This is a genomic window from Corynebacterium hindlerae (genome assembly GCF_014117265.1).
Taxonomy (GTDB): Bacteria; Actinomycetota; Actinomycetes; order Mycobacteriales; family Mycobacteriaceae; genus Corynebacterium; species Corynebacterium hindlerae.
In genome coordinates this window covers 199,732-226,006 of record NZ_CP059833.1, presented here as the reverse complement: position 1 = coordinate 226,006, position 26,275 = coordinate 199,732, and the positions used below count along the sequence as shown (strand labels likewise).

Below are 26,275 nucleotides of genomic sequence, written 5' to 3'. Positions count from 1 at the left end.
ATGAAAAGGGCGATTATCGCCCAGACAATGGACACTTATTAGAATCGGAGGAACCCGTGGCCCTTCCAAAGTTGACCGACGAGCAGCGTAAAGAAGCCCTCGCCAAGGCAGCTGAAGCCCGCAAGGCACGTGCAGAGCTGAAGGAACAGCTCAAGCGCGGTGGCACGAACCTGAAGGAAGTTCTCGACAAGGCTCAGTCTGACGAGATCATCGGCAAGACCAAGGTTTCCGCTCTTCTCGAAGCTATGCCAAAGGTTGGCAAGGTAAAGGCTAAGGAGATCATGGAAGAGCTGGAGATTGCTCAGACCCGTCGCCTGCGTGGCCTGGGCGACCGTCAGCGTCGCGCCCTGCTCGAACGCTTCGGTTTCTCTGAGGACGACTAAGTCAGATGGCCGGCGATAACCAGCGGGGAAATCTCGTCGTACTGGCGGGGCCATCCGCCGTGGGCAAATCCACGGTGGTTCATCGCCTTCGGGAAGAAGTTCCCGGACTTTACTTCTCGGTCTCAATGACGACTCGTGCGCCACGACCAGGTGAAGTCCACGGACAGGACTACTTCTATGTCACTCCCGAACAGTTTCAAGAGCACATTGACCGTGGCGAAATGCTCGAATGGGCAGATATCCACGGTGGGTTGCAACGTTCCGGCACCCCCGCCGGTCCGGTGCTGGAAGCACTGGAGGCCGGCAGACCAGTTCTCGTCGAAGTCGACCTGGTTGGTGCCCGCAACGTCGTCGCAGCCCTCCCAGAAACCCAAACGGTGTTCCTTGCACCCCCTTCATGGGAAGTGCTGGTGGAACGTCTGACCGGCCGTGGGACGGAAGCCGAAGATGTGATCGCACGTCGGCTGGAAACCGCACGTGCTGAGCTGGCCGCTCAGGAAGAATTCGACCATATCGTGGTCAACGACAATGTCGATGAAGCTGTGAATGCGATTTCTGCTATCCTGCAAAACCCGCGTTAACGCAAGGGATTAGCGAAACACCCGGTGCGGTCGCTAGAATAGACGACCGCACTGCTTTTATGTACAACCTCAAACCTGGAAAAGGTGTAAGTGACCCAAGTGAGCAACGACAACGCCACCACTGCTGCCGTATTTGACCAGCCAGTGGGTATTACCGATCCACCGATCGATGAGCTGTTGGACAAGGTTTCTTCCAAGTACGCTCTGGTCATCTTTGCTGCCAAGCGCGCACGCCAGATCAACAGCTACTACCAGCAAGCCGACGAAGGTGTATTCGAGTTCGTTGGTCCGCTGGTAACCCCTGAGCCTCAGGAGAAGCCTCTGTCGATTGCGCTGCGGGAAATCAACCGTGGCATGCTGGATCACGAGGAAGGTTAAACTTCCAACATATACCGCCTGGCCCTGTCTGGTTCGCTGCTGGCGAATCGGACGGGGCTTTCGCGGGTTAAGGGACAAAATGTGTGTCTGAATTCCACAGTAAAGCCAGGTCGAGGCATGTAAACAGGTGCTATATATTGTTTCGGGCCTGATAAACCCACAAATCTTGTTCCATACCACCAGTGGTAACGCACCTGTGCTTGCAGGTGCGGCTGCCTTACTCCGGTGACCAAAACCCGACCCGATGTCCCCGTCTGCCTGGGACAAAAGCAACAACAACGGCGCCACCAAACCCAGAGCTGATCACATACGCGGCGATCTTTTCGGGTCTTCCATGCTTATGCTGTCGGCTCAACCGCAATGACCGATGCTGCCGGCTCGTGAAGTGTCTCCCGATGGAGTCTCGACCGCAGGTTCGCACCCTTGTGTTACATAACCCTGCAAAACCCGGGAAGCATTCCCCGGGTCTCGGTGATTTTTTAGGCTTCACACCAGGTATTTCACTGTTTTGGGCCCAAGATCCGGGAAATGCTTCCCGGGTTTTAGTAAGAAACTTCAGGGGCCGTGATCAGAGCCCCCAGGGGTGAGGTACCAACTGACAACACACCGACCGGACACACATTTTGTCCCTTAACCAGCGTTTCGTCCGAAGCATTTCAGCGTTAGGTATCGTGATGGTGTGAATAAACCTTTGAACATTGTCGTTGGTGTTGCAGGCGGGATTGCTGTCTATAAAGCGTGCGGGCTAGTCCGCTTTTTTAAAGAGCTGGGGCACGAGGTGACCGTGGTTCCCACGCCATCCGCGCTGCAATTCGTGGGCGCTGCGACCTTTGAGGCGTTGTCCGGAAACCGCGTCTCCACCACGGTATTTGAGGCCGTCGATGAGGTTCAGCATGTCCGCGTCGGGCAGGAAGCTGACCTGGTGGTGATCGCCCCGGCGACGGCAGATCTCATGGCGCGCCTCGTGGCTGGCCGTGCCGACGATTTGTTGACGGCGACGTGCCTCGTAGCAACATGCCCCATCGTAGTCGCACCCGCTATGCATACCGAAATGTGGTGGAATCCCGCCACGCAGCACAATGTGTCGGTCCTGCGCGAGCGGGGGATAACGGTACTCGACCCGGCCCACGGCCGACTGACGGGCAAGGATAGTGGGCCGGGGCGGTTGCCGGAGCCAGTACAGATTGGCAATTTAGCGCTGACCGTGGCTGCCCGCGGTGGGTTTAACCGGGAGCTGGCGGGCAAGCGGGTGTTGATTACCGCTGGTGGCACGCAGGAAAATGTCGATCCAGTTCGGTTCTTGGGGAACCGGTCGAGTGGCCGTCAGGGGTTTGCGTTAGCTGAGGTGGCTGCGCAGCGGGGCGCCCACGTGACAGTGATTGCTGGGCATACTGATTTCCTGGAAACACCGTGTGGCGCTGAGGTAGTGCGCGTTGTTTCTGCTCGTGAGATGGCGGAGGCCGTGGCGCAGCGCGCAGGGGGCGCTGACGTGATCATCATGGCTGCTGCAGTGGCTGATTTCCGACCTGCGAGCGAGGCCTCGGCGAAGCTCAAGAAGGGCGTAAACGACTCTGATCTCACCACGATCTCACTGGTGGAGAATCCGGATATTTTGGCGACGACAGTACAGCGTCGCGCTGCGGGCGAGATTGGCGCACGTGTGATCGTAGGTTTTGCTGCGGAGACGGGGTCAGCAGATCAGGATCCGCTGGAGCTGGCGAAGGCGAAGCTGCAGCGCAAGGGCTGTGACCTTTTGATGTTCAACCACGTGGGACACGGAAAGGTGTTCGGTCAGTTGGATAATTCCGGCTGGTTGCTCGCTCCCGATCGCGCGCCGCGTGAGGTACCCAGTGGCAGCAAGTTTGAGGTGGCAGACGCAATCATCGACGCCATTGTAGATCTCACGGTTTTGCCATCTTAGACAGCTTGGTCTATTGTGGTGAATATTCGATGACCACTCTTTTAGTGAAAGAAGCATCTTGACTAACGCGAACTCCGCAGTGCGACTGTTTACCAGCGAATCGGTGACCGAGGGCCACCCGGATAAAATCTGCGACGCCATTTCTGACACCATCCTCGATGCGCTGCTGACCGAGGACCCGCACTCCCGCGTGGCCGTGGAGACCGTGGTGACCACGGGCCTCGTCCACATCGTCGGCGAGGTTCGCACCAGCGGTTATGTAGAGATCCCGAACTTGGTGCGCACCAAGTTGAAGGAGATTGGTTTCACGAGCTCCGAGGTGGGTTTCGATGGCACGACGTGTGGCGTGACGGTAGCGATCGGTGAGCAGTCTCAGGAGATTGGCGCCGGTGTGGACAATTCCCAGGAGGCCCGGGAGCGCACGGATGTTGATGATGATGACCGTGCCGGTGCCGGTGACCAGGGCTTGATGTTCGGCTACGCCTCCAACGAAACCGAGGAATATATGCCGTTGCCGATCGCGTTGGCGCACCGCCTGGCTCGGCGGTTGACTCAAGTGCGCAAGGAAGGCATTGTCCCACATCTGCGCCCCGACGGCAAGACCCAGGTCACGTTCGCTTATGACCAGGATGACAAGCCAAAATTCCTGGATACCGTGGTTATTTCAACTCAGCATGACCCGACGTGCACTCAGGAGTGGCTGGCAGAGCAGCTGCGTGAGCACGTGTTGGACTGGGTGATTGCTGATACCGGGTTGTCTCACTTGGTGACTGACGAACTCACTTTGCTGGTGAACCCTTCCGGGTCGTTCATCCTCGGTGGACCAATGGGCGACGCCGGTTTGACCGGCCGGAAAATCATTGTGGATACCTACGGCGGCATGGCCCGTCACGGTGGCGGCGCGTTCTCCGGTAAGGATCCAAGCAAGGTCGACCGTTCCGCGGCTTATGCCATGCGATGGGTAGCTAAGAACATTGTGGGCGCGGGGCTCGCTGATCGCGCCGAGGTGCAGGTGGCGTACGCCATTGGCCGCGCGAAGCCAGTGGGCCTATACGTAGAGACGTTCGGCACTGCGCGCGAAGGCCTCACTGACGAGCAGATCCAGGCAGCGGTGGCAAAGGTGTTTGACCTCCGACCGGCTGCGATCATCCGTGCGCTGGACCTGTTGCGCCCGATTTACGCGCAAACCGCGGCGTACGGTCACTTTGGGCGTACGGATCTTGATTTGCCGTGGGAGCAACTGAATCGCGTCGAGGAGCTGCGCGCCACAGCTCTGGGGTAAAATCCTTGGGCATGAAGACCCGCACCGCAGCACCGCATTTGCCTGTGGCGCGGGTTTTGCCGTTGCTGGGGCTAGCTCACCTGGATCGCACCTTCGACTACTTGGTAGACACCGAGCTGGATGAGGTGGCGCAGCCGGGGGTTCGCCTGCGCATCCGGTTTGCGGGCAGGCTTATCGACGCCATCCTCCTGGAACGCCTTCCCAGCAGCGATCACGAGGGCCAGCTCAGCTGGCTGGAACGGATTATTTCTCCCGACGTGGTCTACCCGAAGGAAACCGCCGAGCTGGTGGAGGCGCTGTGTCGTCGTTATGCTGGCACCCGCTCGGATTTGATCCGTTCCGCGATCCCTGCGCGACATGGGGGTGCGGAGTCAGCCGACACGTCCCTGGCATGGGAAGAGCTGGGGTCTACCCAGGAACCTGACTTGTCGGATTGGGCCTGTTATACCCACGGCCAGTCCTTTGTTGATGCCGTGCTGGGTGGCGCGACCGCACGTGGCGTGTGGCAGGTGTGTCCCGGAATACCGTGGTGGCGCTCGCTGGCAGCGCTAGCGGCCAAGACCGCCATCGATGGGGGCGGTGTCCTGATTGTGGTGCCGGATCAGCGTGACGTGGACCGGTTGGAGCGGGCGCTGCGGGAGCACGTCGCGGCAAAGCAGGTCACTACGCTTACCGCGGCGTTGGGACCGCAGGCCCGGTACCGGCGGTTCCTTTCTGTGGTGCATGGCCAGGCCCGCATTGTGGTTGGCACCCGTAGCGCGGCATTTGCCCCAGTGGCAGACCTCCGCCTCGCGGTAGTGATGTTCGATCAGGATGATAACCTGGTTGACCCCCGCGCTCCGTACGTGCATGCCCGGGAGGTGCTCACCACGAAGAGTCAGCAGCAGGGGTGCGCCTTCCTCATTGGCGGCCATTCTCGCAGCGCGGAAGCCCAGTTGCTGGTGGAGACGGGATGGGCGCATGACATCGTGGCACCACGGGAGACAATTCGGCAGGCAATGCCACGCGTGACCGGTATCGGTGACCACGAGTTGTCCCGGGACCCGCTGGCACACCAGGCGCGCATTCCCCACGTCGCGTTCACCGCGGCGCGCGCTGCGTTGGAGCGGGGCACCCCGGTGTTGGTGCAATCACCCCGAAAAGGGTATCTGCCGACGCTGAGTTGTGGCACCTGTCGCACCCCAGCCCGCTGTCGCGCGTGCAATGGTCCGCTGGGGATTCCGGCTGATGAGGGCAACGCCCCTGGCGTGGTGAGTTGCCAGTGGTGTGGCCGGCCGGAAACGCATTTTCGCTGTTCGTCGTGCGGATCACCGAAGCTCCGCGCGGTGGTCTTTGGTAGCGGTAGGACCGCTGAGGAGCTTGGTCGGGCGTTCCCGGGAGTACGCATTATCATCTCCGGAGGGTCCACTGTGATCGATGAAGTGCCGAGTGAGCCGGCAATAGTCGTCGCAACGCCCGGCGCAGAGCCGGTCGGCGAGTATGGAGCGGCACTGCTGCTGGACCCCTGGGCGCTGCTCACCAGGGCAGATCTGCGGGCCACGGAGGATACGTTAGCGAAGTGGTTCCACGCAGCCTCGCTGGTGCAGTCGCATCGGGCGGGTGGGGAAGTTGTCGTCACAGCAGAATCGCGCGTGCCCGCGGTCCAAGCCTTGGTGCGGTGGGACCCCGTGTGGGCGGCCCGAGGGGAGCTGTATCAACGCAAGGAAGTCTCGCTACCTCCGACGGTGCACATGGCCGTTATCGACGGACCCGTCCGCGCCGTGGAGAAGTACCTGGAGCTGCTAGAACTTCCCGAGCAGGCTGAGGTGTTAGGCCCGGTACCGTTGCCGAGCGGCGTGACTTTGCCCGGCGAATACGATACGGACGCCTTGGGGCCTCCACAACGTTTCTTGGTTCGTGTCCCGCTCGGCCCACGCGACGAACTAGGTACCGCACTGCGCACCGGGTTGATTCGGCGCGCCGCGATCAAGGACTCCGCGCCACTTAGGGTACAGGTAGATCCGGTGAATATTGGGTAGTGGCTAAGATAGCCAGTATTAATGCAACCGGTTGAAAAGAAGTGAGGTTTCATGACTATTCGCGCCGTCCGCATCTTCGGCGACCCCGTCCTGCGCACCCGCGCCGAGGAGGTTACCGAGTTTGATGAGACCCTCGCGACGCTCGTCGACGACATGCTGGACACCATGGACGACGCCGACGGCGTCGGACTGGCTGCGAACCAAATAGGCGTCACCCGCCGAGTCTTCGTCTACGACTGCTCCCATGAAGTACCAGGCGCCCGCGGACACATCATTAACCCAGTATGGGAGCCAGTAGGCGAGGAAAAGCAGGTTGGGCCGGAGGGATGCCTGTCTATCCCGGAGATCTCTAAAGATACTGAGCGGTACCAGAAGGTAGTGGTTCGGGGCGTCGATAAACAGGGCGAGCCTATCGAGTTCGAGTGCGATGGCCTGCTCGCACGGTGCGTACAACACGAGACCGATCACCTGGATGGCGTGCTGTTCCTGCAGCGCCTCGCCCCAGCGCTCCGGAAGGAAGCCATGGCAGAAATCCGCAACTCGGAGTGGTTTAACGCATGAGAATCATTTTTGCTGGTACACCAGAACCCGCCGTCGTCGCGCTGCAGCGCCTGCTGGAATCCGACCATGAGGTCGTCGCGGTGCTCACCCGTCCAGATGCGCGGAAAGGGCGCGGTCGGACATTGCACCCATCACCCGTTGCAGCGTTGGCGCAGGAGCACGGAATTGAGGTGCTGAAGCCACAGTCGCTGAAACTTGACACAGAGGACGGCCAAGCAACGAGGGCGCGGCTAAAGGAACTGGCCCCGGACTGCATACCCGTCGTCGCATACGGCAACCTGGTACCAAAGGACCTGCTGGACATCGCGCCCCACGGCTGGGTGAACCTGCACTTTTCCCTGCTGCCTGCTTGGCGTGGCGCAGCCCCGGTGCAGGCGGCCTTGTTCGCAGGCGATGACATCACCGGCGCTACCACCTTCCGCATTGAAGAAGGCCTGGACACCGGCCCAATCCTGGGCACCCTGACCCACGCCATTGCGCCCACCGATACCGCGGACACCCTGCTGACCTCGCTGGCGCATGCGGGCGCAGAGTTGCTCGTGGCCACGATGGATGGTCTTGAAACCGGCGCGCTCGTCGCCGAGCCACAGCGGGGTGAGCCGAGCTACGCTGCGAAGATCACCAAAGAAGATGCGAAAATTATCTGGTCCCAGCCCGACTTTGCCATCGACCGTCTGATCCGCGCCTACACTCCAGCGCCCGGCCCCTGGACCGAGCTCGGCGGTCAGCGATTCAAGATCGGCAAGGTAGCGCTCACTGACCAAGACACTCTTGCACCCGGCGCCTTGGCCATCGGCAAGAACCAGGTGCTGGTCGGCACCGGCAGTAATGACCTGGAAATCGTCCAGCTGCAACCGCCGGGAAAGAAAATGATGGCAGCAGCTGATTGGTCACGGGGCGCGAACCTAGCCGAAGGTGCGGAGTTTACGTCATGAGCCTCAACGAAAGTGGTGGATTCCGGTCCCGTAGCAAGCGGGGCAACGCCCCGAAACGCCCAGCTCAGCCCCCGAAAAAGCAACAGCAACCGCGGCAGCGCCAGGCGAAGCTGCGACTGGAGGGCGTCGATAAGCCACGTGCGGTGGCGTTTGAGGTGCTCACCGCCGTCGCTACGCAGGATGCCTACGCCAACCTCGTGCTGCCTAAAACCCTCCGCGAGGCGCGCTTGTCTGGACGTGACGCGGCCTTCGCTACTGAGCTAACCTACGGCAGTCTGCGAACTCAAGGGGTGCTCGACGAGGTCATTGCTGCGGCGTCCTCCAGGGCGTTGAGCGACGTCCACGTCGATGTCCTCACTGCGCTGCGCCTCGGGGCATACCAGGTGCTGTACACCCGCGTGGAGCCCCATGCGGCCGTAGATACTACCGTGCGGATCGTGGGCGCTGCCGGGCAACCGCGGGCGAAAGGCTTCGCCAACGCAGTCATGCGCACCATCACGCGCAAAACGCCCGAGCAGTGGCTGGACCAGCTCACTCCTGCCGGTGAAGTGGCGGCCATGGCGTTTCGGACCGCGCACCCACAGTGGATCGCGGAAAGCTTCGCGCGGCACATGCCCACCGAGGAACTTGCCAGGGCGCTCGAGGAAGATTCCGCGCGTCCGATTGTGCACCTCGTTGCCCGTCCGGGGGAGATTTCCGCGGAGGAGCTCGCCCTCATCTCCGGGGGCGAGGAGGGTGCTTATTCGCCATATGCGGTGTACCTATCCAGCGGTGACCCCCGTGACGTGGAACCTGTGAAGCAGGGCCTGGCAGCGGTGCAGGATGAAGGCAGTCAGCTCATCGCGCGGGCGGTGACCATCGCCCCCATCGACGGTCAGGATCAAGGAAAATGGCTTGACCTTTGCGCCGGGCCGGGTGGAAAAGCAGCGCTGCTAGGGGCACTCGCGCGTATCGACGGCGCACACGTCGACGCCGTCGAAGTAGCCCCGCACCGGGCCAAACTGATTCAGAAAGTGACCGGAGACCTGCCCGTTACTGTGCATGTTGCGGATGGTCGCGAACCTGGCCTGGAACCGGGTTTTGACCGGGTCCTCGTGGACGCGCCATGTTCCGGGTTGGGTGCGCTGCGCCGACGCCCGGAGGCGCGGTGGCGTAAATCAGAATCCGACATCGCTGAGCTCAGCCAATTGCAGCGACAGCTCCTCGCCTCGGCGGCGAAGCTCGTGCGTCCGGGTGGCGTGATCGTGTATTCCACGTGTTCACCAGACCTGCGGGAGACGCGTGAAATCGTTAACCACGCCGTCGCTCACCTCGGGTTGGAAGAGCTCGATGCCCACGATCTAGCCTGCGGAATGGATAACGTAGGCACCGACAAATCCGTCCAGATGTGGCCACACCGCCACGGCACGGACGCTATGTTTTTCGCCGTTTTGAAGCGACCAGCTGACCTAGGATAAGACCATGACTTCTTACACTCGCCCGATCATCGCCCCGTCCATCCTGGCTGCCGACTTTTCCAAGCTGGGGGAGGACATCGCCGCCACCAGCAACGCAGACTGGATCCACGTGGACATTATGGATGGGCATTTCGTGCCTAACCTCTCCTTCGGCGCGGACATCACCAAGGCCGCCGGCCGGTGCACTGACAAGGAATTGGATGTGCACTTGATGATTGAGCACCCTGAGAAGTGGGTAGATAACTACATCGACGCTGGTGCCGCGTGCGTCGTCTTCCACGTCGAGGCCACCAACGATCCGGTGTCGCTGGCTCGTTACCTCAAGGGCAAGGGGGTGAGGGCTGGTTTCTCGCTCCGCCCGGGCACCCCGATTGAGGATTACCTGGACATCGTCCCTGAGTTCGACCTCGTATTGGTGATGAGCGTGGAGCCTGGTTTTGGTGGTCAAAGCTTCATGCCAGAGCAACTGGAGAAGGTCCGCACGCTTCGCGCGTTGATTGATGAGAAGCAGCTGGAATGCTTCATCGAGATCGACGGCGGTATCAACGCAACGACCATTCGGCAGGCAGCGGAGGCCGGGTGCGACGCGTTCGTCGCCGGTTCGGCCGTTTACGGCGCCACTGATCCGGCAGCCGCGGTCGACGAGCTGCGAGCACTCGCGACGCTAAATTAATGGAGTGTTCGGAAGCCGTCCGCTCGGCCGCGTGGAATGCCGCCATCGCTGCCGGTGACAGCGTTCGCGGCACGACCTGGCCCAACCCTTCAGTGGGGTGCGCGATCGTCGCACCTGACGGGCGGATTGTGGGGGTGGGCGCGACTCAGCCCCCCGGCGGGACAGGCGAGCACGCTGAAGTGATGGCGCTGCGTCAGGCCGGTGAGCTCGCGCGCGGCGCGACAGCCTTTGTCACCCTCGAACCGTGCAACCACACCGGGCGCACCGGACCCTGCTCGCACGCGCTTTACGACGCCGGTATTGCAGCAGTCCACTACGCCACCCCGGATCCCAACCCCACCGCCTCCGGAGGCGCAGACTTTTTGCGCCAGCACGGGATACCCGCCACCCATGAGCCGCGGGAGGTTTCGGCCTTGGAACCGTGGCTGCACGGTGTACGCCATAGGCGTCCGTTTGTCACGGTGAAGATGGCGCACACCTTGGATGGGTTTTCCGCAGCGCAGGACAGCTCTTCCCAGTGGATAACGGGGGAGCAGGCCCGAGCGCATGCGCACGAGATCCGGGCGAGCCGGGATGCGATCATCGTCGGCACGGGCACGGTGCTCGCCGATAATCCGCGCCTCACCGCGCGCAGGCTGGACGGGTCGCTGTACCCGCACCAGCCGCAACCGGTCATCATTGGTTCGCGCCCGATCCCCGCTAAGCTGCACCTAGGACAGGGCGGGGAGCTGCGCTACTCGAGTATTTCGGAGGCCCTGTCTGACCTGTTTGCCCGCGGCTACCGGGACATTTTGGTGGAAGGTGGACCTGGTCTGGTCGGAGCGTTTGTGTCCGCCGGGCTTGCCGACGCCATCCACAGTTACATTAACCCCTCCCTGCTCGGGGCGGGACTGAATCCGGCCCGACTCGTGCTTGATGAACCGACGAGTATGAAGGACATTAGACGTTTTCACATTCACCAGTTAAGACAGCTGGGAAACGATATCTTTATAGAATCACGACTGAGCTAAAGGAGTTAACGGGTGTTTACCGGAATTATTGAAGAATTGGGCTCGGTGAGCGACATCACCGCATTGGACGATTCCATCCGGTTGCGCATCTCGGCGAAGCTGGTGCTCAGCGACGCGCAGCTCGGCGATTCCATTGCCGTCAACGGAGTGTGCCTCACCGTAGCGGAACGTACCGAGGACAGCTTCGTCGCAGACTGCATGCAGGAGACCCTGGATCGGTCAAGCTTGGGGACCTTGTCCGTAGGCGACGCGGTGAACTTGGAGCGCGCTGCTCGGGTGGATTCCCGACTCGATGGGCACATCGTGCAAGGACATGTGGATGCGACCACTACGTTGCTCTCCCGGGAACATTCCCAAAACTGGGACGTGCTTCGCTTCGCGCTGCCCGCGCATCTGGCCCGATATGTGGTAGAGAAAGGCTCCATCTGTATCAACGGCACCTCGCTGACAGTGTCTGCGCTGGGCCCGGACTATTTTGAAGTGTCCCTCATACCGGTCACATTGCGGGAGACGGTCTTTGGTGAACTACCCGTGGGGGGCGTGGTAAACCTCGAGGTAGATGTGATCGCGAAATATGTCGAACGGATGTTAGGTCAACGGACGTAGCCTCCCGCAAAGGGGGCAATGACTCAATCACCAACAATGCAAGATTAGGCTAGGACAGCGTGGCTCAAACAGATTCTGACAAGCAGGGCGTTCAGGTTCGCCTGGACAGCGTCGAAGACGCAATTCTCGATATCGCTGCCGGCAAAGCGGTAGTGGTGGTGGATGACGAAGATCGAGAAAACGAAGGGGATCTTATCTTCGCTGCTGAGAAAGCCACCCCCGAGCTGGTGGCATTCATGGTGCGGTATTCCTCCGGTTATGTGTGCGCGTCGCTGACGGAAGCAGACGCGGACCGGCTGCAGCTGCCACCGATGATCTCTCACAACGAGGATGCCCGCGGCACCGCGTACACCGTGACCGTGGATGCCAACACCGGCACAACTGGTATTTCCGCCACCGCCCGCGCGGAAACCCTGAAGCGACTGGCATTCCCAGAATTCGGACCGGGCGATTTCACCAGGCCAGGCCACGTGGTTCCGTTGCGTGCACGTGAAGGCGGCGTCCTGGTGCGGGCTGGGCACACGGAAGCGGCGGTGGACTTGGCCCGGATGGCGGGCCTGCGCCCCGCAGGCGTGCTGTGTGAGGTGGTCAGTGAGATTGATCCCACGGACATGGCGCGTGGCCCCGAGCTGCGCGATTTCGCTGACAAACACGGCTTGAAGATGATCTCCATCGAGCAGCTCATCGCGTGGCGTCGCCTCAACGAGGTTCAGGTAGAACGGGTCGTCGAAACGCGGCTGCCCACCGACTTCGGCGAGTTCCGTGCTGTCGGCTACCAGAGCACGATCAACGGCGTGGAGCATGTCGCCTTGGTGGTCGGCCACCCCGAGGACGATGGGGGAGAAAACGTGCTAGTCCGCGTGCACTCGGAGTGCTTGACCGGCGACGTGTTCGGTTCTCGTCGCTGTGATTGCGGCCAACAGCTGCACGCCTCGATGAGGATGGTGCAGGAAGCTGGCCGCGGCGTGATTTTGTACATGCGTGGACATGAGGGTCGTGGTATTGGGTTGCTCGCCAAGCTCAAGGCCTACCAGCTGCAGGATTCCGGGGCGGATACGGTGGACGCCAACCTGGCGCTCGGGCTTCCTGCCGATGCCCGGGAGTTTGGCACCGGCGCCCAAATCCTGCACGACCTGGGTGTAAAGACGATGAATTTGATCTCCAACAACCCTGATAAGCGCGCGGGACTCACGGGGCATGACCTTCGGATCGTGGGACGCACCGCCATCAACGTGGACATCCATGAGGACAACATCAAATACCTGCAGACCAAACGAGACCGCATGGGGCACACCGTCCCAGGTCTGGACGAAGCGTTAGGAGCAACCCATGAGTAGCGACGGCCGCCCCGCACTGCAGCTTGTCGACGCCACCGGCCTCCGCGTCGCCGTGGTCACCGCAACGTGGAACGCGGACATCTGCGATCAGCTGCACGCCCGCGCGGTATCCGTGGGCAAAGAATGCGGCGCGCAGGTGTCCGAATACCGCGTAGTGGGGGCACTGGAACTGGGCGTCGTAGTCCAAGAACTTGCGGAGCATTTCGACGCCGTCGTGGCACTCGGCTGCGTAATCAAGGGCGGCACCCCGCACTTTGACTACGTGTGTGACTCGGTTACGCAGGCGCTGACCCAGATTTCCTTGGCCACTCGCACCCCCATTGGTAATGGGGTACTCACCACGCTCACGCATGAGCAGGCAGTAGATCGCAGTGGCGTACCAGGCGCAATGGAAGACAAAGGCGGCGAGTCCATGGTGGCGGCGCTGAATACGGCGGTGCTGCTTTCTCGGATTCGGCAGGAGCAGGGTTAGACTTGGAAGTTGATTCTGCTAGCACAAAGGATGATGTGAACGTGACGGACCTGGAACGGGAGCGCGAGCACCTCGCGGCGCTTAATTCAGTAACAACTACCACCAAACCGTGGGAGTTTGAGCTTCGCTCAAAGTACCTGGCCCGCATGTCCTGGGTGGCGATCGCAGTGGTCATGGCGGTTCACATCTTCATGGCTGCTGTGGTGGGCATTGACTTTACCGGCGCTGCTGTGACCTTGATTGACAAGCTTGCGTTCGTCGGCATCGGCCTGGTGATCTCCTTCTTCGCGTTCCACCTGCGTCGCCCGCGGGTGCGTGCCAACGAGGATGGGGTAGAGGTCCGCAACTTCATCGGTACCCGCTTTTACCCATGGTCCGTGGTGTACGGCCTGTCCTTTCCAAAGAATGAGCGGATGGCTCGCCTGGAGCTTCCCGAATTCGAGTACGTTCCGATGTGGGCGTTTCAGTCTGGGGATTCAGCCCGAGTCGTCGCTGCGGTCGCGGACTTCCGCAAGCTTGAAGATAAGTACATGCCGGAAGATTAAGTTGTGGCTGATCCAACCACGTACCGCCCGGCTGCCGGAACCATTCCGACCCAGCCGGGCGTCTACCGCTTTCGGGACCCATCCTCGCAGGTCATCTATGTAGGGAAAGCGAAGAACCTGCGGGCTCGGCTATCAAACTACTTCCAGGATCTCACCCAGCTGCACCCGCGCACCCGCCAGATGGTGCAAACCGCGTCCAGTGTGGAATGGACCGTAGTGGGCAGCGAAGTGGAAGCGCTGCAGCTGGAATACACGTGGATCAAAAAGTACGATCCGCGGTTTAACGTGAAGTACCGGGACGATAAGTCCTACCCGTATCTAGCGATCACGATGAACGAGCCCTTTCCACGCGCCTACGTTTACCGTGGCCCGCAGCGTAAGGGCGTGCGCTATTTCGGCCCGTATTCTCACGCATGGGCAATCCGCGAAACATTGGACCTGCTCACGCGGGTGTTTCCGATGCGGACCTGCTCTAAAGGGGTGTTTAATCGGCATGCGCAGCTCGGGCGCCCCTGCCTGCTCGGGTACATCGACAAATGCGCCGCGCCATGCGTGGACAAGGTCACGGCACCCGAGCACCTCGCCATCGTGCGCGAGCTCATCTCGTTTCTCTCCGGCAACACCAGCGCGGTGACCAAGAAACTAGAGCAGGACATGATGGCGGCCGCGGAAGAACTCGATTTCGAACGAGCCGCCCGATTGCGTGATGACCTCGCTGCCGTCAACAAAGTGATGGAGCGCCAATCAATCGTTTTCACTGATGGCACCGACGCGGATGTCGTCGCCACCGTGACCGACGAGCTGGAAGCGGCGATTCAGCTGTTCCACATCCGCGACGGTAGGGTGCGGGGACAGCGGGGATTTGTCGTCGAAAAGCCTGCTCGTGCGAGCGAGGAGGACGGCGACAGTGCGATCATCGCGGATTTCCTCATGCAGTTCTATCACGACGATCCCACCGCCATCCCACGGGACATCCTGGTGTCCGATCAGCCGCAGGACGCTGAGCTGGTGTCCGAACTACTTGCGGAGATGCGCCACGGCCCCGTGCACATTCGCGTCCCGCAGCGCGGAGAGAAACGTGAGCTCATGGAGACCGTCACCGGCAACGCCACCGAAGCGCTGCGGCAGCACAAGTTAAAGCGCCAAGGCGACTTAACGACGCGCTCGGCTGCACTCCAAGAACTGCAAGAAGCCTTGTTTTTGGACACCGCGCCCCTGCGCATCGAATGCACGGATATTTCGCACATTCAGGGCACAGATGTGGTGGCATCACTGGTGGTCTTTGAGGATGGTTTACCCAAGAAGTCGGACTATCGGCGCTACCGCATTAAGGAAGCCGCGGGGGATGGGCACTCTAACGACGTCGCCTCCATCGCGGAAGTCACCTACCGGCGGTTTCTTCGTCATACCCAAAACAGCACGGCCGTACCGGATGACTCCGAGTTCGACGGCACTAGGTTTGCCGATGAAGCAGTGGTGGAAGAGTCAGCTGGCGGCAAGCGCTTTGCGTATCCACCGCAACTGTTCATCGTTGATGGTGGTCTTCCTCAGGTCAACGCAGCTCAGGCGGTATTTGATGAGTTGGGTGTCCATGATGTCGCGCTCATTGGCTTGGCGAAGCGTCTGGAAGAAGTCTGGCTACCAGGAGAAGAAGATCCTCTTATCCTGCCGCGCAACTCCCAGGCGCTGTACCTGCTGCAGCATATTCGCGACGAAGCACACCGTTTTGCTATCACCTACCATCGGCAACAGCGTTCCAAACGGTTGCGGGTATCTGAACTTGATGGTGTTCCCGGCCTGGGAGATCAGCGGCGGGCAGAGCTGGTCAAGCACTTCGGCTCCGTGAAAAAGCTTCGGGCAGCATCCTTGGAAGAGATTCAGGCGGTCAAGGGCTTTGGGCCTTCGTTAGCGGGGAAAGTTTACGACCACCTTCATCGCTCGGAGACATAACTGGTCAGGGCGCGTTAGACTGAGGTGCATGACGCGCAACGACATTGTGGTTACACCTGAGTCCGATGACGAGCTGATCCGCGGTGCCGTGGTATCCACTGCACGCTCCGGGAGCACTACCGACGCTCCCGTTTTGATCACTGGCATGTCTGGGGCCGGCCTGAATTCCGCCGCCCGCGTGCTGGAAGATATGGGCTGGTATGTGGCTCAGAACCTGCCCTCCGCGTTGTTGTTGCAGATGGTGGAGATGGCGACCGCCCCAGATTCTCCTATTGCTCGTCTCGCGCTGGTGTCTGACGTGCGTTCCTTGCCGTTTAACCATGACCTCGTCCAGGTCATTGACGAGCTCGATGCTCGCGGGCACCGTCCAGTCATCCTGTTCATGGAAGCCCGGGACGACATCCTGATTCGTCGATTTGACTCCGTGCGCCGCACACACCCGATGCAGGGCCCTGATACCTTGCAGCATGGCATTACCCGGGAGCGGCGCGCGCTGTTCGAGGTCAAGGAACAAGCGGATATCGTGATCGACACCTCGGAGCTGTCGATCCATGACCTACGGCGTGCGATTGAATCCAGCTTTGAAAGCGTCGCGGAAAACAAGGAGCACGTCACGGTGCAGTCCTTCGGGTTCAAGCGAGGCGCACCGCACGATACTGACCTGCTGTTGGATGTCCGGTTCTTACCGAACCCATATTGGGTTGGGGACCTGCGCAAATTCCGTGGCACTGACGCACCGGTGTCTGACTACGTTCTCGCGCAGAAAGGCGCGCGGGAGTTTATTGATAGCTTCGTTGCGATGTTCCGCACCATGATCAAGGGATACCGTCGGGAAGGCAAGCGGTTTATCACGGTGAGCGTCGGCTGCACCGGGGGCCACCATCGCTCCGTGGCAATTGCCGAAGAGATTGGGCGGATCTTGCAAGAAAACGGTGAGCTGGAAGTGGCGGTGATTCACCGCGACATCAAGCGCAGCTAACCCATTTTCGCTCCCCGTCACTTTAAGGTTTTCACATGACTTCCGATCTCTGGACCGTGCCTGAACATATCAAGTCGATGGTGTGTTTGGGTGGCGGCCACGGCCTGTTTCAGACTCTCCGCGCGGCCCGTGCCCTTCGCATTCCCGATATCAATGCCATTGTTACTGTCGCTGACGATGGTGGTTCCTCCGGCCGGATTCGGCGCGAACTAGGGCAGATTCCTCCTGGCGACCTGCGCATGGCTCTCAGCGCTCTTGCGCGCGACGATGCCGAAGGCGAAATGTGGGAGACGCTGCTACAACACAGGTTCGGTGGCACGGGGGCGTTGGCGGGCCACGCGGTGGGCAACCTGCTGCTCGCGGGGCTCACGGACGTTTTGGGGCATGAGGTGGCGGCGCTGGATGTTGTCGCAAAGCTGACGCGTTCCTACGGACGGGTGCTTCCTGTGTGCGCGCAACCACTCAATATTGAGGCGGAAGTCGCTGGGCTTGCCGACGACCCCCGCATCATGCGCATGATCCGCGGCCAGGTCGCGATTGCTACTACGCCGGGTGAGGTTCGGCGGGTACGACTCATGCCGGAGCATCCTCCCGCTGCACCGGAAGCGGTGGAAGCTATTCGTGGAGCGGACCTGCTCACGCTTGGCCCCGGTTCGTGGTTCAGCAGCGTGATCCCGCACCTGCTGGTTCCGGAGGTGGTGGACGCGATCAATGAATCTAACGCGTTGCGCGTGGTGATCCTCAATCTCTCGAACACGCAGCTGGAGACCACTGGGTTTTCCATGGAGCGGCACGTCCACATGTTGCAGCAGCACGCCCCGACGCTTCGGGTGGATCGCTTCTTGGTGGATCGGTCCTCGCCGATCGATAGCACTGATCTCACCCACCTGGAGCGGGCGGCCGCAGCGATGGGGGCTATGGTTGTGGTTGATGACGTGCGGTTGTTCGCCGAAGACGGCACGATGACGGAACGTCACAGCCCCGATAAGCTCGCCCGGTCGTTGGTACAGCTATGCCAAACCCGCTAATATAGTCGCAATTTGCTCCTCAAGAAGAAAAGGACATTCGTGTCTCTCACTGCACAGGCCAAAACGGAACTCGCGGAAACGACGATGACGCGTGCCACTGCTCGTACTGCCGAGGTCGCCGCTATTGTCCGCTTTGCCGGCCAGCTAGATACGGTGGCGGGCCGCCCGGTGCTGGAGATTGAGCTGGACTCGCATGCAGCTGCACATCGCTTCTGTGAGGCCATCGATGAGCTGTTCCACAAGAAAGTCCAGCTCAACGTCATTGGGCCAGGGGGGATGAGCAAAAACACCAGGTATGTGCTGCGGCTTACCGACGGCGTCCCCGACATCATCCGCAGGCTCGGCCTCGTCACTCGTTCCGGGCACGCTGTCCGTGGCCTTCCCCCGGCGATCGTGTCCGGTACCGTGTCCGATGCTGAGGCGGCGTGGCGGGGTGCGTTCCTCGCGGCCGGCACGTTAACGGAACCGGGCCGCACCTGCACCTTGGAGATTGAATGTCCCTGCCAGGAAGCCGCATTGGCGCTGGTGGGATGCGCCCGTCGCATGGGTATTGCTACCAAAACCAAGGAAACCCGCGGCGTGGAGCGGGTTCTCGTTCGGGACGGGGACACCATCGGTGCGTTACTGACCCGGATGGGGGCGATGAGCACCCGGATCGAGTGGGAAAAGCACAGGGAGCGTAAGCAGCAACAACAAGGCGGGCACCGCCTAGCCAATTTTGATGACGCTAATTTGCGTCGTTCCGCGCGCGCCGCCATTGCCGCTGCTGCCCGCGTCGAGCGTGCCCTGGAAATCTTGGGTGATGACATTCCGCCACATCTTGCCGAAGCCGGCAATCTGCGTATCGTGCACCGGCAGGCGTCGCTCGAGGAGTTGGGTCGGCTCGCTGACCCACAGATGACAAAGGACGCGGTGGCCGGGCGCATCCGCAGGTTGCTATCGATGGCGGACACTCGAGCTGCCGAACTGGGCATTCCGGATACCAACGCGGCCGTTACTGAGGATCTTCTCGACGACGTGTAAATATGGTTTTTCTCACATGGCCCGGTGCTTTAAGCACAGCGCACTGTGCCATGTGGGGGTGCTGTTCACCCAGGTGTTAGCGCGTATGCAGCTCTTTGCGACGACGCATGCCGAAAACCAAAAACACACCACATCCACATGTTGTTTAATGTCTGATTATGTTGCTTTTTGAGGGTAGGGGTAGCGGTAGCGCAACATCTCCTCCTGCACAGTCCACAAACCGTAGGTACGCTAAGAGGCATACGCGGATGCATCAACGCCAGCTCAATGACTGGACTAGAGAGCTTGCAGCATCCTCGGTGCATATAACGTCTACTTTGAGGAGAAAACTCGTGACCATTCGTGTGGGAATCAATGGCTTTGGCCGCATCGGACGTAACTTCTTCCGTGCTGTTCTGGAAAACGGATCTGACATTGACATCGTCGCCATCAACGACCTGACGGACAATGGCACTCTGGCACAGCTGCTCAAGTACGACTCGATCCTGGGTCGCCTGGGCAAGTCCGTTGAGTTCGACGACGAGTCCATCACCGTCGACGGCAAGAAGATCACCGTCTCCGCAGAGCGCGAGCCAAAGAACCTCAAGTGGGGCGAGCTCGGTGTGGACATCGTAATCGAGTCCACCGGCTTCTTCACCAAGAAGGAAGACGCTCAGGCACACATCGACGCTGGTGCTAAGAAGGTCATCATCTCCGCCCCGGGTAAGGGCGTGGACGGCACCTTCGTTGTTGGTGTGAACCACACCGACTACGACCCAGAGTCCATGACCATCATCTCCAACGCATCCTGCACCACCAACTGCCTGGCACCAATGGCGAAGGTCCTGAACGATAAGTTCGGCATCGTCAAGGGCCTGATGACCACCATCCACGCCTACACCGGTGACCAGCGCCTCCACGACGCTCCGCACCGCGACCTGCGTCGTGCCCGCGCCGCCGCTGTCAACATCGTCCCAACCTCCACTGGTGCTGCTAAGGCAGTTTCCCTGGTTCTCCCAGAGCTCGAGGGCAAGCTGGATGGCTTCGCAATGCGTGTCCCAGTGATCACCGGTTCTGCAACGGACCTCACCTTCGAGGCTTCCCGTGACGTCACCGTCGAGGAGGTTAACGCAGCTATGAAGGAAGCTGCTGAGGGCGAGCTCAAGGGCGTCCTGCTGTACTCCGAGGATCCACTGGTGTCCTCTGACATCGTCACCGATCCACACGCTTCCATCTTCGACTCTGGCCTGACCAAGGTCATGGGCAACCAGGTGAAGGTTGTGTCCTGGTACGACAACGAGTGGGGTTACACCAACCAGCTCATCAAGATGACCGAATACGTCGGCGAACGCCTCTAATCTTTCGCTAGACTTGATCAGTAGTGGCCCGCGCCTTCGACAGGCTGCGGGCCAGCTGCCTGTTTAGCCCAATTTCAGGAGAATTTAACACATGAAGAACCTCAAAGACCTGCTTGCCGAAGGCGTTGAAGGCCGCAACGTCCTCGTCCGCTCCGACCTCAACGTTCCTCTCAACGACGCCGGCGAGATTACCGACCCAGGCCGTATCAACGCCTCATTGCCCACCATCAAGGCTCTCGCAGAGGCGGGCGCCCGCGTCATCGTCATGGCTCACCTGGGTCGCCCAAAGGGCGAGGTGAACCCTAAGTTCTCCCTGGCTCCTTGTGCCGAGGCACTGTCCGAGGCTCTCGGCCAGTACGTGGCCCTGGCTGGCGATGTGGTGGGCGAGGACGCTCATGAGCGTGCGAACGGCCTTAACGACGGCGACGTGCTCCTCCTGGAGAACGTCCGCTTCGATGCCCGGGAAACCTCCAAGGATGAGGCAGAGCGTGGTGAGTTCGCAGACCAACTGGTTGCCCTGACCGGTGATAACGGCGCATTCGTGTCCGACGGCTTCGGCGTGGTCCACCGCGCTCAGGCATCCGTCTTCGACGTAGCCAAGCGCCTGCCGCACTACGCCGGTGGCCTCGTGGAAACCGAGATCGACGTGCTGAAGAAGATCGCCGACGAGCCACAGGCGCCATACGTGGTGGTGCTGGGCGGTTCTAAGGTCTCCGACAAGCTCGGCGTAATCGAAGCACTCGCACCAAAGACTGACGCCCTGATCATCGGTGGCGGGATGTGCTACACCTTCCTCGCAGCTCAGGGCTACAACGTCCAAAAGTCGATGCTGCAGGAAGAAATGCTCGAGACCTGTAAGGATCTGCTGGCACGCTACGGCGACAAGATCAACCTGCCAATCGACCTTGCCTGGGCTCCTGAGTTCTCCGCTGACGCTCCTAAGACCATCACCGGTCTGGAAGACACCCCTGAGGGTCAGCTGTCTCTGGACATCGGACCAAAGTCCGTGGAGAAGTTCGCAGCTGTTCTGGGTTCTGCTAAGACCATTTTCTGGAACGGCCCAATGGGCGTGTTCGAGTTCGAAGCATTCTCTGACGGCACCCGTGGCGTCGCACAGGCAATCATCGATGCCACCGCTAACGGCGCGTTCTCCGTTGTCGGCGGTGGCGATTCTGCTGCATCTGTCCGCGTTCTCGGCCTCGACGAGGACGGCTTCTCCCACATTTCCACCGGCGGTGGCGCTTCCCTCGAATACCTTGAGGGCAAGGAACTGCCAGGCGTCGCGGCGCTGGCATAGAAAGGTAAGAAACACATGTCCCGTAAGCCACTGATCGCTGGCAACTGGAAGATGAATCTGACCCACCTGCAGGCAGTAGGAAGCGCGCAGAAACTCGCCTTCAAACTGCCTAAAGACCGCTACGAAAAGGTTGACGTTGCCCTTATGGTTCCGTTCACCGACATTCGCAGCATCCAGACCCTCGTCGACGGCGACAAACTGGAGTTCACCTACGGTGCTCAGGACGTCTCCGTGCACGAGTCCGGCGCCTACACCGGCGAGGTCTCTGCCGAGATGCTCAAGGCCCTGGGCTGCACCTGGGTGGTCGTCGGCCACTCCGAGCGCCGTGAGTACCACGGCGAGTCCGACGAACTCGTCGCAGCCAAGGCCGCGATCGCCATCAAGCACGAGATAACCCCAATCGTGTGCGTGGGTGAGAAGCTGGATGTCCGTGAAGCGGGCAACCACGTCTCCTTCGTGGTGGAGCAAACCAAGGCATCCCTGGCTGGCATTGCAGACCTGTCCAAGGTCGTTATTGCCTACGAGCCTGTGTGGGCGATCGGCACCGGCAAGGTCGCCTCGGCAGCGGACGCTCAGGAAGTATGCGCCGCCATCCGAGGTGCCATCGAAGAGCTCGCTGGCGCTGAGGTCGCGGAAGGAATCCGTATCCTCTACGGTGGCTCCGTCAAGACTGATTCCGTCGGTGAGCTGGTTTCCCAGCCGGACGTTGACGGTGGTCTGGTTGGTGGCGCTTCGCTGGACGGCGAGCAGTTCGGTGAACTGTGTGCCGCAGCGGCAGCAGCTGTCTAAACTCTCCGCGCGTTAGTTAACTTCAGCCAAAGTGCCTCGTGTACAATGGCTGAAGTTAATTGCTTTTTACATTTAGAAGGAACCGTTCATGGCCCTCGCACTTCAGATCATTCTTGTTGCAGCCAGCATCATCATGACTATCTTGGTCCTGCTGCATAAAGGCAAGGGTGGCGGCTTGTCCAGCCTGTTCGGTGGCGGTATGCAATCCAACCTCGCTGGTTCCACCGTGGTGGAAAAGAACTTGGATCGTTTCACCATCATTACCGCGATGATCTGGATTGTCTGCATCGTAGGCCTGAACTTGCTGCAGGCGTACAGCTAGCCTAAAAAGACATCGAGCCCCTCGGATACCGAGGGGCTTTTCCATCGGAATCTAGCGTACCGATGGGATTTCTGATGCTGAAATCGTCCCAACCGCACGCTAAATCCGGGGTGCTACCGCTATTTCGCCAAATACAGGCGCGTATCACGGCGACCGATAGCGCCAGCGGCCGGCCACTCGCGGTAGTCCGCCCCTTCGATCACGTGGCGGGCTGCCTCGGCTTTTTCCGCACCGGCAACAAGCAGCCACACGGCGTCTGCCTGCCGGATTGCTGGCATCGTCAAGGACACGCGCTCGGCGGGTGGCTTCGGGGAGTCAGTGACTGGCACGACCAACGCCTCGTTCTCATTCACGGCGGAGGTGTGGGGGAAGAGGGAATTGATATGGCCTTCTCCGCCCATGCCAAGTAAGTGCAGGTCAAATCCTTGCGGTGCCCAGGTTTCGATCTCTTGGCTGTACCACTTTGCGGATTCGGCTAGGGACAGTTCACCAAGCTGGTAGGAGTGCACGAAGTCGTCGGTGACAGCAACGTGGTCCAGCAGCGCTGCCCGGGCCTGGCCTTCGTTGGAGTCAGGGTGGTCGACTGGGACTGCGCGCTCATCGCCAAAAAAGATGTGGACGCGGGACCAGTCGATCCGCAGCGCTGGGAAGTCGGGTTGCTGCTGGGCAGCCCAGTCAAGTTCCCGCAGGCGGCTGAGCAGCCCAATACCGGCGCCACCGCCGGTGAGGACGATTCGGGCCACACCGTCGTCGTAAAGTCCTGCACCGGCCTGCGCCCGAGTGACAACGTCGATGACGTCGGACGCTGCGCGGGCGACGAGAGCGTCCAGATCGGAGACGGGGACAACGTTCACGCTCATGACATCTCCTGTACACGGTAGAGGCCACGCAGGGCCTTGGCATAGGCATTGTCGGGGTCGAGGTGGCGCAGCTCTTCAGCGAGGCTGTCAGAAAGCGCACGCCGCCCGATAGCCACGAGCGACGGCGGACAGTGCGGCAACTGTACCGACATAGTGTGCGCGTCCGCCACCTCGACGACGACCGGCCCCGACTCCCGGTGCAGCTCGATCTTGGAAATCGGGTGGCACAGCTCGCCGTTGGAATCCACGCTTTCGCAGGCGTCAGAGGTGCGGTGCAGCCTGATTGGGCATGCCAGCCGGTCCGCCAACCAGCCAGCTGCGATGTTAACCGCCGGGTCTTTCGGCCCATAGATGTCCACGGAGGTCACCTGCTCGTGTGGCGGTTGATCCAGAGCGGAAGCAAGCACCCCACGCCATGGGGTCAGGCGGGACCAGCTCAAGTCCGAATCACCGGGAGCGTAGTGGTTACGGCGGGCCAAAGCTGCCGTGGGGCTCGGATCGTGCGCGACATCGGTGATGCGGCGCTGCGCGATCTGACCGATTGGATCATGGGCCAGCTGCTTCGGCGCGCTCGTCGGCCACCACGCGACGATCGGGGTGTCCGGCAGCAACAGGGGAGTGACCACGGAAGCGAGGTGTTCCACGATCTCGCCGGTAACCTGCATGATGATCACTTCGGACGCACCGGCGTCGCCACCGATCCGAATCTGAGCGTCAAGCTGGGTTGGGGCCGTAGCGTCGCCGGTGACCAACACCAGCACACGGGCTGGGTGTTCCCCGGAAGAGTCGTTGATCGAATGGAGGATGTCCTCCAAATCGGTGGCACCGTCGGTGACCACAATCAACGTCAGGACACGACCGGTGGTGACCTGGTTGCCCATCTCACGGATCGCCACTAGTTGCTTGGCGATGTCCCGGGTGCTGGTGTTTTGCAGTTCAAAAATCATCGTTGCTCCTTGGGCCTGCTAGGGACGACGCCAGGTGCGACCGTCGCGGGCCATCATGCGGTCAGCGCTTTCCGGCCCCCACGTACCTGCCGGGTAATCTTCGGGCTTGCCACGGTTCTCCCAATACTCCAGGATCGGATCGAGGATCGCCCAGCTGAGCTCGACTTCCTCGTTGGTGGGAAAGAGGGAGTTTTCATCCAGCAGTGCGTCCAGGATGAGGCGTTCGTAGGCCTCCGGGGATTCCTCGGTAAACGCCTCGGAGTAGGCGAAGTCCATGTTCACATCACGAACCTCCATGGTGGAGCCTGGAACCTTCGAACCGAAGCGCATGAGCACGCCTTCATCAGGCTGCACCCGGATCACCAGCGCGTTTGGTCCCTGCGCGGAGGTCATCTGCTCATCGAAAGTCAAGTGTGGCGCTTGTTTGAACACCACTGCGATCTCCGTGACGCGACGGCCGAGGCGCTTGCCGGTGCGCAGGTAGAAGGGCACGCCGGCCCAGCGACGAGAATTGATCTGGAGCGTGCAGGCGGCAAACGTCTCGGTGTTCGATTCCGGATCAAAGCCATCCTCGTCGCGCAAGCCCACCACGCGCTCCGAGCCTTGCCAGCCCGCAGTGTACTGGCCTCGGGCCGTGGACTTGGACAGTGGGTACACCGGGGCGGTGGCGCGCAGCACCTTGATTTTTTCGGCGCGCAGCTCCCGCGGGTTGTAGATAATCGGCTCTTCCATCGCCACGAGGGCGAGGAGCTGCAGCAGGTGATTCTGGATGACGTCCCGGGCGGCGCCGATGCCGTCGTAGTAGCCAGCGCGCCCGCCAAGGCCAATGTCTTCAGCCATGGTGATCTGCACGTGGTCCACAAAGTTCGCGTTCCACAGCGGATCAAAAAGCTGGTTGGCAAAGCGCAGCGCCATGATGTTCTGCACCGTTTCTTTGCCCAGGTAGTGGTCGATGCGGAACACCGAGTCCTCCGGGAACACGGAGTTGACCACCCGGTTGAGGTCACGGGCCGTGGCTTGATCGTGGCCGAAGGGCTTTTCAATGATGACGCGGCGCCAGGACCCGTCGCTGCCTCGTGCCATTTCGGAGCGGTCCAGTTGGTGAACGACGTCGTCGAAGAAGTTAGGGGGCACGGACAGGTAGAACGCCCAGTTACCTGCGGTGCCGCGTGAGGCATCCAGGTCTGCGAGTTGTTGGGCTAGGGCGTCGAAGGCTGCGTCGTCGTCAAAGTTTCCGGAGACAAAATGCATGCCCTCGGCTAGGCGTTCCCACACGTTGGCGCGGTATTCGGTGCGCGCACCGGCGCGGACGGCCTCGTGGACGTAGTCTTCGAAGTCTGCTTTGGACCAGTCGCGCCGTCCGAAGCCGACGAGAGCGAAACCGGCAGGCAGCAGTCCGCGATTGGCGAGGTCGTAGATAGCGGGGAGCAATTTTCTGCGGGCTAAGTCGCCCGTCACTCCGAAGATCACCATGCCGGAAGGCCCAGCGATTCTTGGCAAACGTTTATCTTGTGGATCCTTGAGGGGATTCACCCAGTGCTTGCTCATGTAGGGTACGCCTTAGCCTTTCCGGTGGTGGTGACA

26 protein-coding genes are annotated in these 26,275 nt (G+C 60.8%); 23 read left to right on the top strand and 3 right to left on the bottom strand.

The features are described 5' to 3' along the window. Positions 1 to 56: 56 nt before the first annotated feature. The 23 genes from mihF to secG all read left to right on the top strand — a co-directional run bounded on the left by mihF (position 57) and on the right by secG (position 22,884). The gene (gene mihF / locus HW450_RS01065; RefSeq protein ID WP_182386206.1) at positions 57 to 383 is read left to right on the top strand and encodes an integration host factor, actinobacterial type; all 327 of its coding nucleotides are present in this window, start codon (positions 57 to 59) and stop codon (positions 381 to 383) included. Between the two features lie 5 nt (positions 384 to 388). Beyond that, positions 389 to 964, top strand: coding sequence for a guanylate kinase (gene gmk, locus HW450_RS01060; protein WP_182386205.1), 576 nt, complete (start codon positions 389 to 391; stop codon positions 962 to 964). A gap of 90 nt (positions 965 to 1,054) precedes the next feature. Then, positions 1,055 to 1,342, top strand: a complete 288-nt coding sequence (gene rpoZ / locus HW450_RS01055; protein ID WP_182386204.1) for a DNA-directed RNA polymerase subunit omega — start codon at positions 1,055 to 1,057, stop codon at positions 1,340 to 1,342. Between the two features lie 679 nt (positions 1,343 to 2,021). After that, positions 2,022 to 3,263: a bifunctional phosphopantothenoylcysteine decarboxylase/phosphopantothenate--cysteine ligase CoaBC gene (gene coaBC / locus HW450_RS01050; protein ID WP_182386203.1), complete on the top strand. Its 1,242-nt coding sequence runs from the start codon at positions 2,022 to 2,024 to the stop codon at positions 3,261 to 3,263. 58 nt (positions 3,264 to 3,321) lie between these two features. After that, positions 3,322 to 4,545 carry a methionine adenosyltransferase gene (gene metK / locus HW450_RS01045; RefSeq protein WP_232843287.1) on the top strand — a complete coding sequence of 408 codons (1,224 nt, stop codon included), beginning with the start codon at positions 3,322 to 3,324 and terminating at the stop codon, positions 4,543 to 4,545. Positions 4,546 to 4,556: 11 nt separating this feature from the next. Further along, complete coding sequence (locus tag HW450_RS01040; RefSeq protein WP_182386202.1) at positions 4,557 to 6,563, top strand: primosomal protein N'; 2,007 nt, start codon at positions 4,557 to 4,559, stop codon at positions 6,561 to 6,563. A 51-nt stretch (positions 6,564 to 6,614) separates the two neighbouring features. Further along, positions 6,615 to 7,124 (top strand): peptide deformylase, encoded by a 510-nt coding sequence (def, locus tag HW450_RS01035; protein WP_182386201.1) that lies wholly within the window; start codon positions 6,615 to 6,617, stop codon positions 7,122 to 7,124. Then, positions 7,121 to 8,059, top strand: coding sequence for a methionyl-tRNA formyltransferase (gene fmt, locus HW450_RS01030; protein WP_182386200.1), 939 nt, complete (start codon positions 7,121 to 7,123; stop codon positions 8,057 to 8,059). Before def ends, fmt begins: the two co-directional genes overlap by 4 nt. Beyond that, on the top strand, positions 8,056 to 9,516 hold the full coding sequence (locus tag HW450_RS01025; protein WP_182386199.1) for an RsmB/NOP family class I SAM-dependent RNA methyltransferase: 1,461 nt from the start codon (positions 8,056 to 8,058) through the stop codon (positions 9,514 to 9,516). The genes fmt and HW450_RS01025 overlap by 4 nt, the downstream gene beginning before the upstream one ends. Positions 9,517 to 9,520: 4 nt before the next feature. Further along, complete coding sequence (gene rpe, locus HW450_RS01020) at positions 9,521 to 10,189, top strand: ribulose-phosphate 3-epimerase (RefSeq protein ID WP_182386198.1); 669 nt, start codon at positions 9,521 to 9,523, stop codon at positions 10,187 to 10,189. Continuing rightward, entirely contained in the window at positions 10,189 to 11,199 is a 1,011-nt protein-coding gene (gene ribD, locus HW450_RS01015) for a bifunctional diaminohydroxyphosphoribosylaminopyrimidine deaminase/5-amino-6-(5-phosphoribosylamino)uracil reductase RibD (protein WP_182386197.1), read from the top strand. The genes rpe and ribD overlap by 1 nt, the downstream gene beginning before the upstream one ends. A gap of 12 nt (positions 11,200 to 11,211) precedes the next feature. Beyond that, the gene (locus tag HW450_RS01010) at positions 11,212 to 11,805 is read left to right on the top strand and encodes a riboflavin synthase (RefSeq protein WP_182386196.1); all 594 of its coding nucleotides are present in this window, start codon (positions 11,212 to 11,214) and stop codon (positions 11,803 to 11,805) included. A 59-nt stretch (positions 11,806 to 11,864) separates the two neighbouring features. Further along, entirely contained in the window at positions 11,865 to 13,142 is a 1,278-nt protein-coding gene (locus tag HW450_RS01005; RefSeq protein WP_182386195.1) for a bifunctional 3,4-dihydroxy-2-butanone-4-phosphate synthase/GTP cyclohydrolase II, read from the top strand. Next, positions 13,135 to 13,614, top strand: a complete 480-nt coding sequence (gene ribH / locus HW450_RS01000; RefSeq protein ID WP_182386194.1) for a 6,7-dimethyl-8-ribityllumazine synthase — start codon at positions 13,135 to 13,137, stop codon at positions 13,612 to 13,614. Before HW450_RS01005 ends, ribH begins: the two co-directional genes overlap by 8 nt. A gap of 35 nt (positions 13,615 to 13,649) precedes the next feature. Beyond that, entirely contained in the window at positions 13,650 to 14,159 is a 510-nt protein-coding gene (locus tag HW450_RS00995; RefSeq protein ID WP_331251775.1) for a PH domain-containing protein, read from the top strand. A gap of 3 nt (positions 14,160 to 14,162) precedes the next feature. Further along, on the top strand, positions 14,163 to 16,109 hold the full coding sequence (gene uvrC, locus HW450_RS00990) for an excinuclease ABC subunit UvrC (protein ID WP_182386192.1): 1,947 nt from the start codon (positions 14,163 to 14,165) through the stop codon (positions 16,107 to 16,109). A 28-nt stretch (positions 16,110 to 16,137) separates the two neighbouring features. Next, the gene (gene rapZ / locus HW450_RS00985; protein WP_182386191.1) at positions 16,138 to 17,088 is read left to right on the top strand and encodes an RNase adapter RapZ; all 951 of its coding nucleotides are present in this window, start codon (positions 16,138 to 16,140) and stop codon (positions 17,086 to 17,088) included. 35 nt (positions 17,089 to 17,123) lie between these two features. Next, positions 17,124 to 18,116, top strand: coding sequence for a gluconeogenesis factor YvcK family protein (locus tag HW450_RS00980; RefSeq protein ID WP_407926254.1), 993 nt, complete (start codon positions 17,124 to 17,126; stop codon positions 18,114 to 18,116). Positions 18,117 to 18,155: 39 nt separating this feature from the next. After that, on the top strand, positions 18,156 to 19,139 hold the full coding sequence (gene whiA, locus HW450_RS00975) for a DNA-binding protein WhiA (protein WP_182386190.1): 984 nt from the start codon (positions 18,156 to 18,158) through the stop codon (positions 19,137 to 19,139). A 332-nt stretch (positions 19,140 to 19,471) separates the two neighbouring features. Continuing rightward, positions 19,472 to 20,476 (top strand): type I glyceraldehyde-3-phosphate dehydrogenase, encoded by a 1,005-nt coding sequence (gap, locus tag HW450_RS00970; protein ID WP_182386189.1) that lies wholly within the window; start codon positions 19,472 to 19,474, stop codon positions 20,474 to 20,476. Between the two features lie 91 nt (positions 20,477 to 20,567). Continuing rightward, complete coding sequence (locus HW450_RS00965) at positions 20,568 to 21,773, top strand: phosphoglycerate kinase (protein ID WP_182386188.1); 1,206 nt, start codon at positions 20,568 to 20,570, stop codon at positions 21,771 to 21,773. A 15-nt stretch (positions 21,774 to 21,788) separates the two neighbouring features. Beyond that, on the top strand, positions 21,789 to 22,562 hold the full coding sequence (tpiA, locus tag HW450_RS00960; protein ID WP_182386187.1) for a triose-phosphate isomerase: 774 nt from the start codon (positions 21,789 to 21,791) through the stop codon (positions 22,560 to 22,562). Positions 22,563 to 22,650: 88 nt separating this feature from the next. Next, positions 22,651 to 22,884, top strand: coding sequence for a preprotein translocase subunit SecG (gene secG, locus HW450_RS00955; RefSeq protein WP_182386186.1), 234 nt, complete (start codon positions 22,651 to 22,653; stop codon positions 22,882 to 22,884). A 119-nt stretch (positions 22,885 to 23,003) separates the two neighbouring features. On the opposite strand, the gene pgl is transcribed toward secG, so the two are convergent. From pgl to zwf, 3 genes are read right to left on the bottom strand one after another with little or no spacing between them, the layout of a single operon-like run. After that, positions 23,004 to 23,744 carry a 6-phosphogluconolactonase gene (gene pgl, locus HW450_RS00950; protein WP_182386185.1) on the bottom strand — a complete coding sequence of 247 codons (741 nt, stop codon included), beginning with the start codon at positions 23,742 to 23,744 and terminating at the stop codon, positions 23,004 to 23,006. Continuing rightward, a complete protein-coding gene (locus HW450_RS00945; RefSeq protein WP_182386184.1) occupies positions 23,741 to 24,691 on the bottom strand; it encodes a glucose-6-phosphate dehydrogenase assembly protein OpcA in 951 nt (316 codons plus the stop codon). Before HW450_RS00945 ends, pgl begins: the two co-directional genes overlap by 4 nt. Before the next feature lie 18 nt (positions 24,692 to 24,709). Then, positions 24,710 to 26,239, bottom strand: coding sequence for a glucose-6-phosphate dehydrogenase (gene zwf / locus HW450_RS00940; protein WP_182386183.1), 1,530 nt, complete (start codon positions 26,237 to 26,239; stop codon positions 24,710 to 24,712). Positions 26,240 to 26,275 lie beyond the last annotated feature (36 nt).

Coding starts and splice junctions, on each gene's coding strand:
- gmk (WP_182386205.1), top strand. CDS start 389: ATGGCCGGCGATAACCAGCGGGGAAATCTCGTCGTACTGGCGGGGCCA.
- HW450_RS01040 (WP_182386202.1), top strand. CDS start 4,557: ATGAAGACCCGCACCGCAGCACCGCATTTGCCTGTGGCGCGGGTTTTG.
- def (WP_182386201.1), top strand. CDS start 6,615: ATGACTATTCGCGCCGTCCGCATCTTCGGCGACCCCGTCCTGCGCACC.
- fmt (WP_182386200.1), top strand. CDS start 7,121: ATGAGAATCATTTTTGCTGGTACACCAGAACCCGCCGTCGTCGCGCTG.
- HW450_RS01025 (WP_182386199.1), top strand. CDS start 8,056: ATGAGCCTCAACGAAAGTGGTGGATTCCGGTCCCGTAGCAAGCGGGGC.
- rpe (WP_182386198.1), top strand. CDS start 9,521: ATGACTTCTTACACTCGCCCGATCATCGCCCCGTCCATCCTGGCTGCC.
- ribD (WP_182386197.1), top strand. CDS start 10,189: ATGGAGTGTTCGGAAGCCGTCCGCTCGGCCGCGTGGAATGCCGCCATC.
- ribH (WP_182386194.1), top strand. CDS start 13,135: ATGAGTAGCGACGGCCGCCCCGCACTGCAGCTTGTCGACGCCACCGGC.
- rapZ (WP_182386191.1), top strand. CDS start 16,138: ATGACGCGCAACGACATTGTGGTTACACCTGAGTCCGATGACGAGCTG.
- HW450_RS00980 (WP_407926254.1), top strand. CDS start 17,124: ATGACTTCCGATCTCTGGACCGTGCCTGAACATATCAAGTCGATGGTG.
- HW450_RS00965 (WP_182386188.1), top strand. CDS start 20,568: ATGAAGAACCTCAAAGACCTGCTTGCCGAAGGCGTTGAAGGCCGCAAC.
- tpiA (WP_182386187.1), top strand. CDS start 21,789: ATGTCCCGTAAGCCACTGATCGCTGGCAACTGGAAGATGAATCTGACC.
- secG (WP_182386186.1), top strand. CDS start 22,651: ATGGCCCTCGCACTTCAGATCATTCTTGTTGCAGCCAGCATCATCATG.
- pgl (WP_182386185.1), bottom strand. CDS start 23,744: ATGAGCGTGAACGTTGTCCCCGTCTCCGATCTGGACGCTCTCGTCGCC.
- HW450_RS00945 (WP_182386184.1), bottom strand. CDS start 24,691: ATGATTTTTGAACTGCAAAACACCAGCACCCGGGACATCGCCAAGCAA.
- zwf (WP_182386183.1), bottom strand. CDS start 26,239: ATGAGCAAGCACTGGGTGAATCCCCTCAAGGATCCACAAGATAAACGT.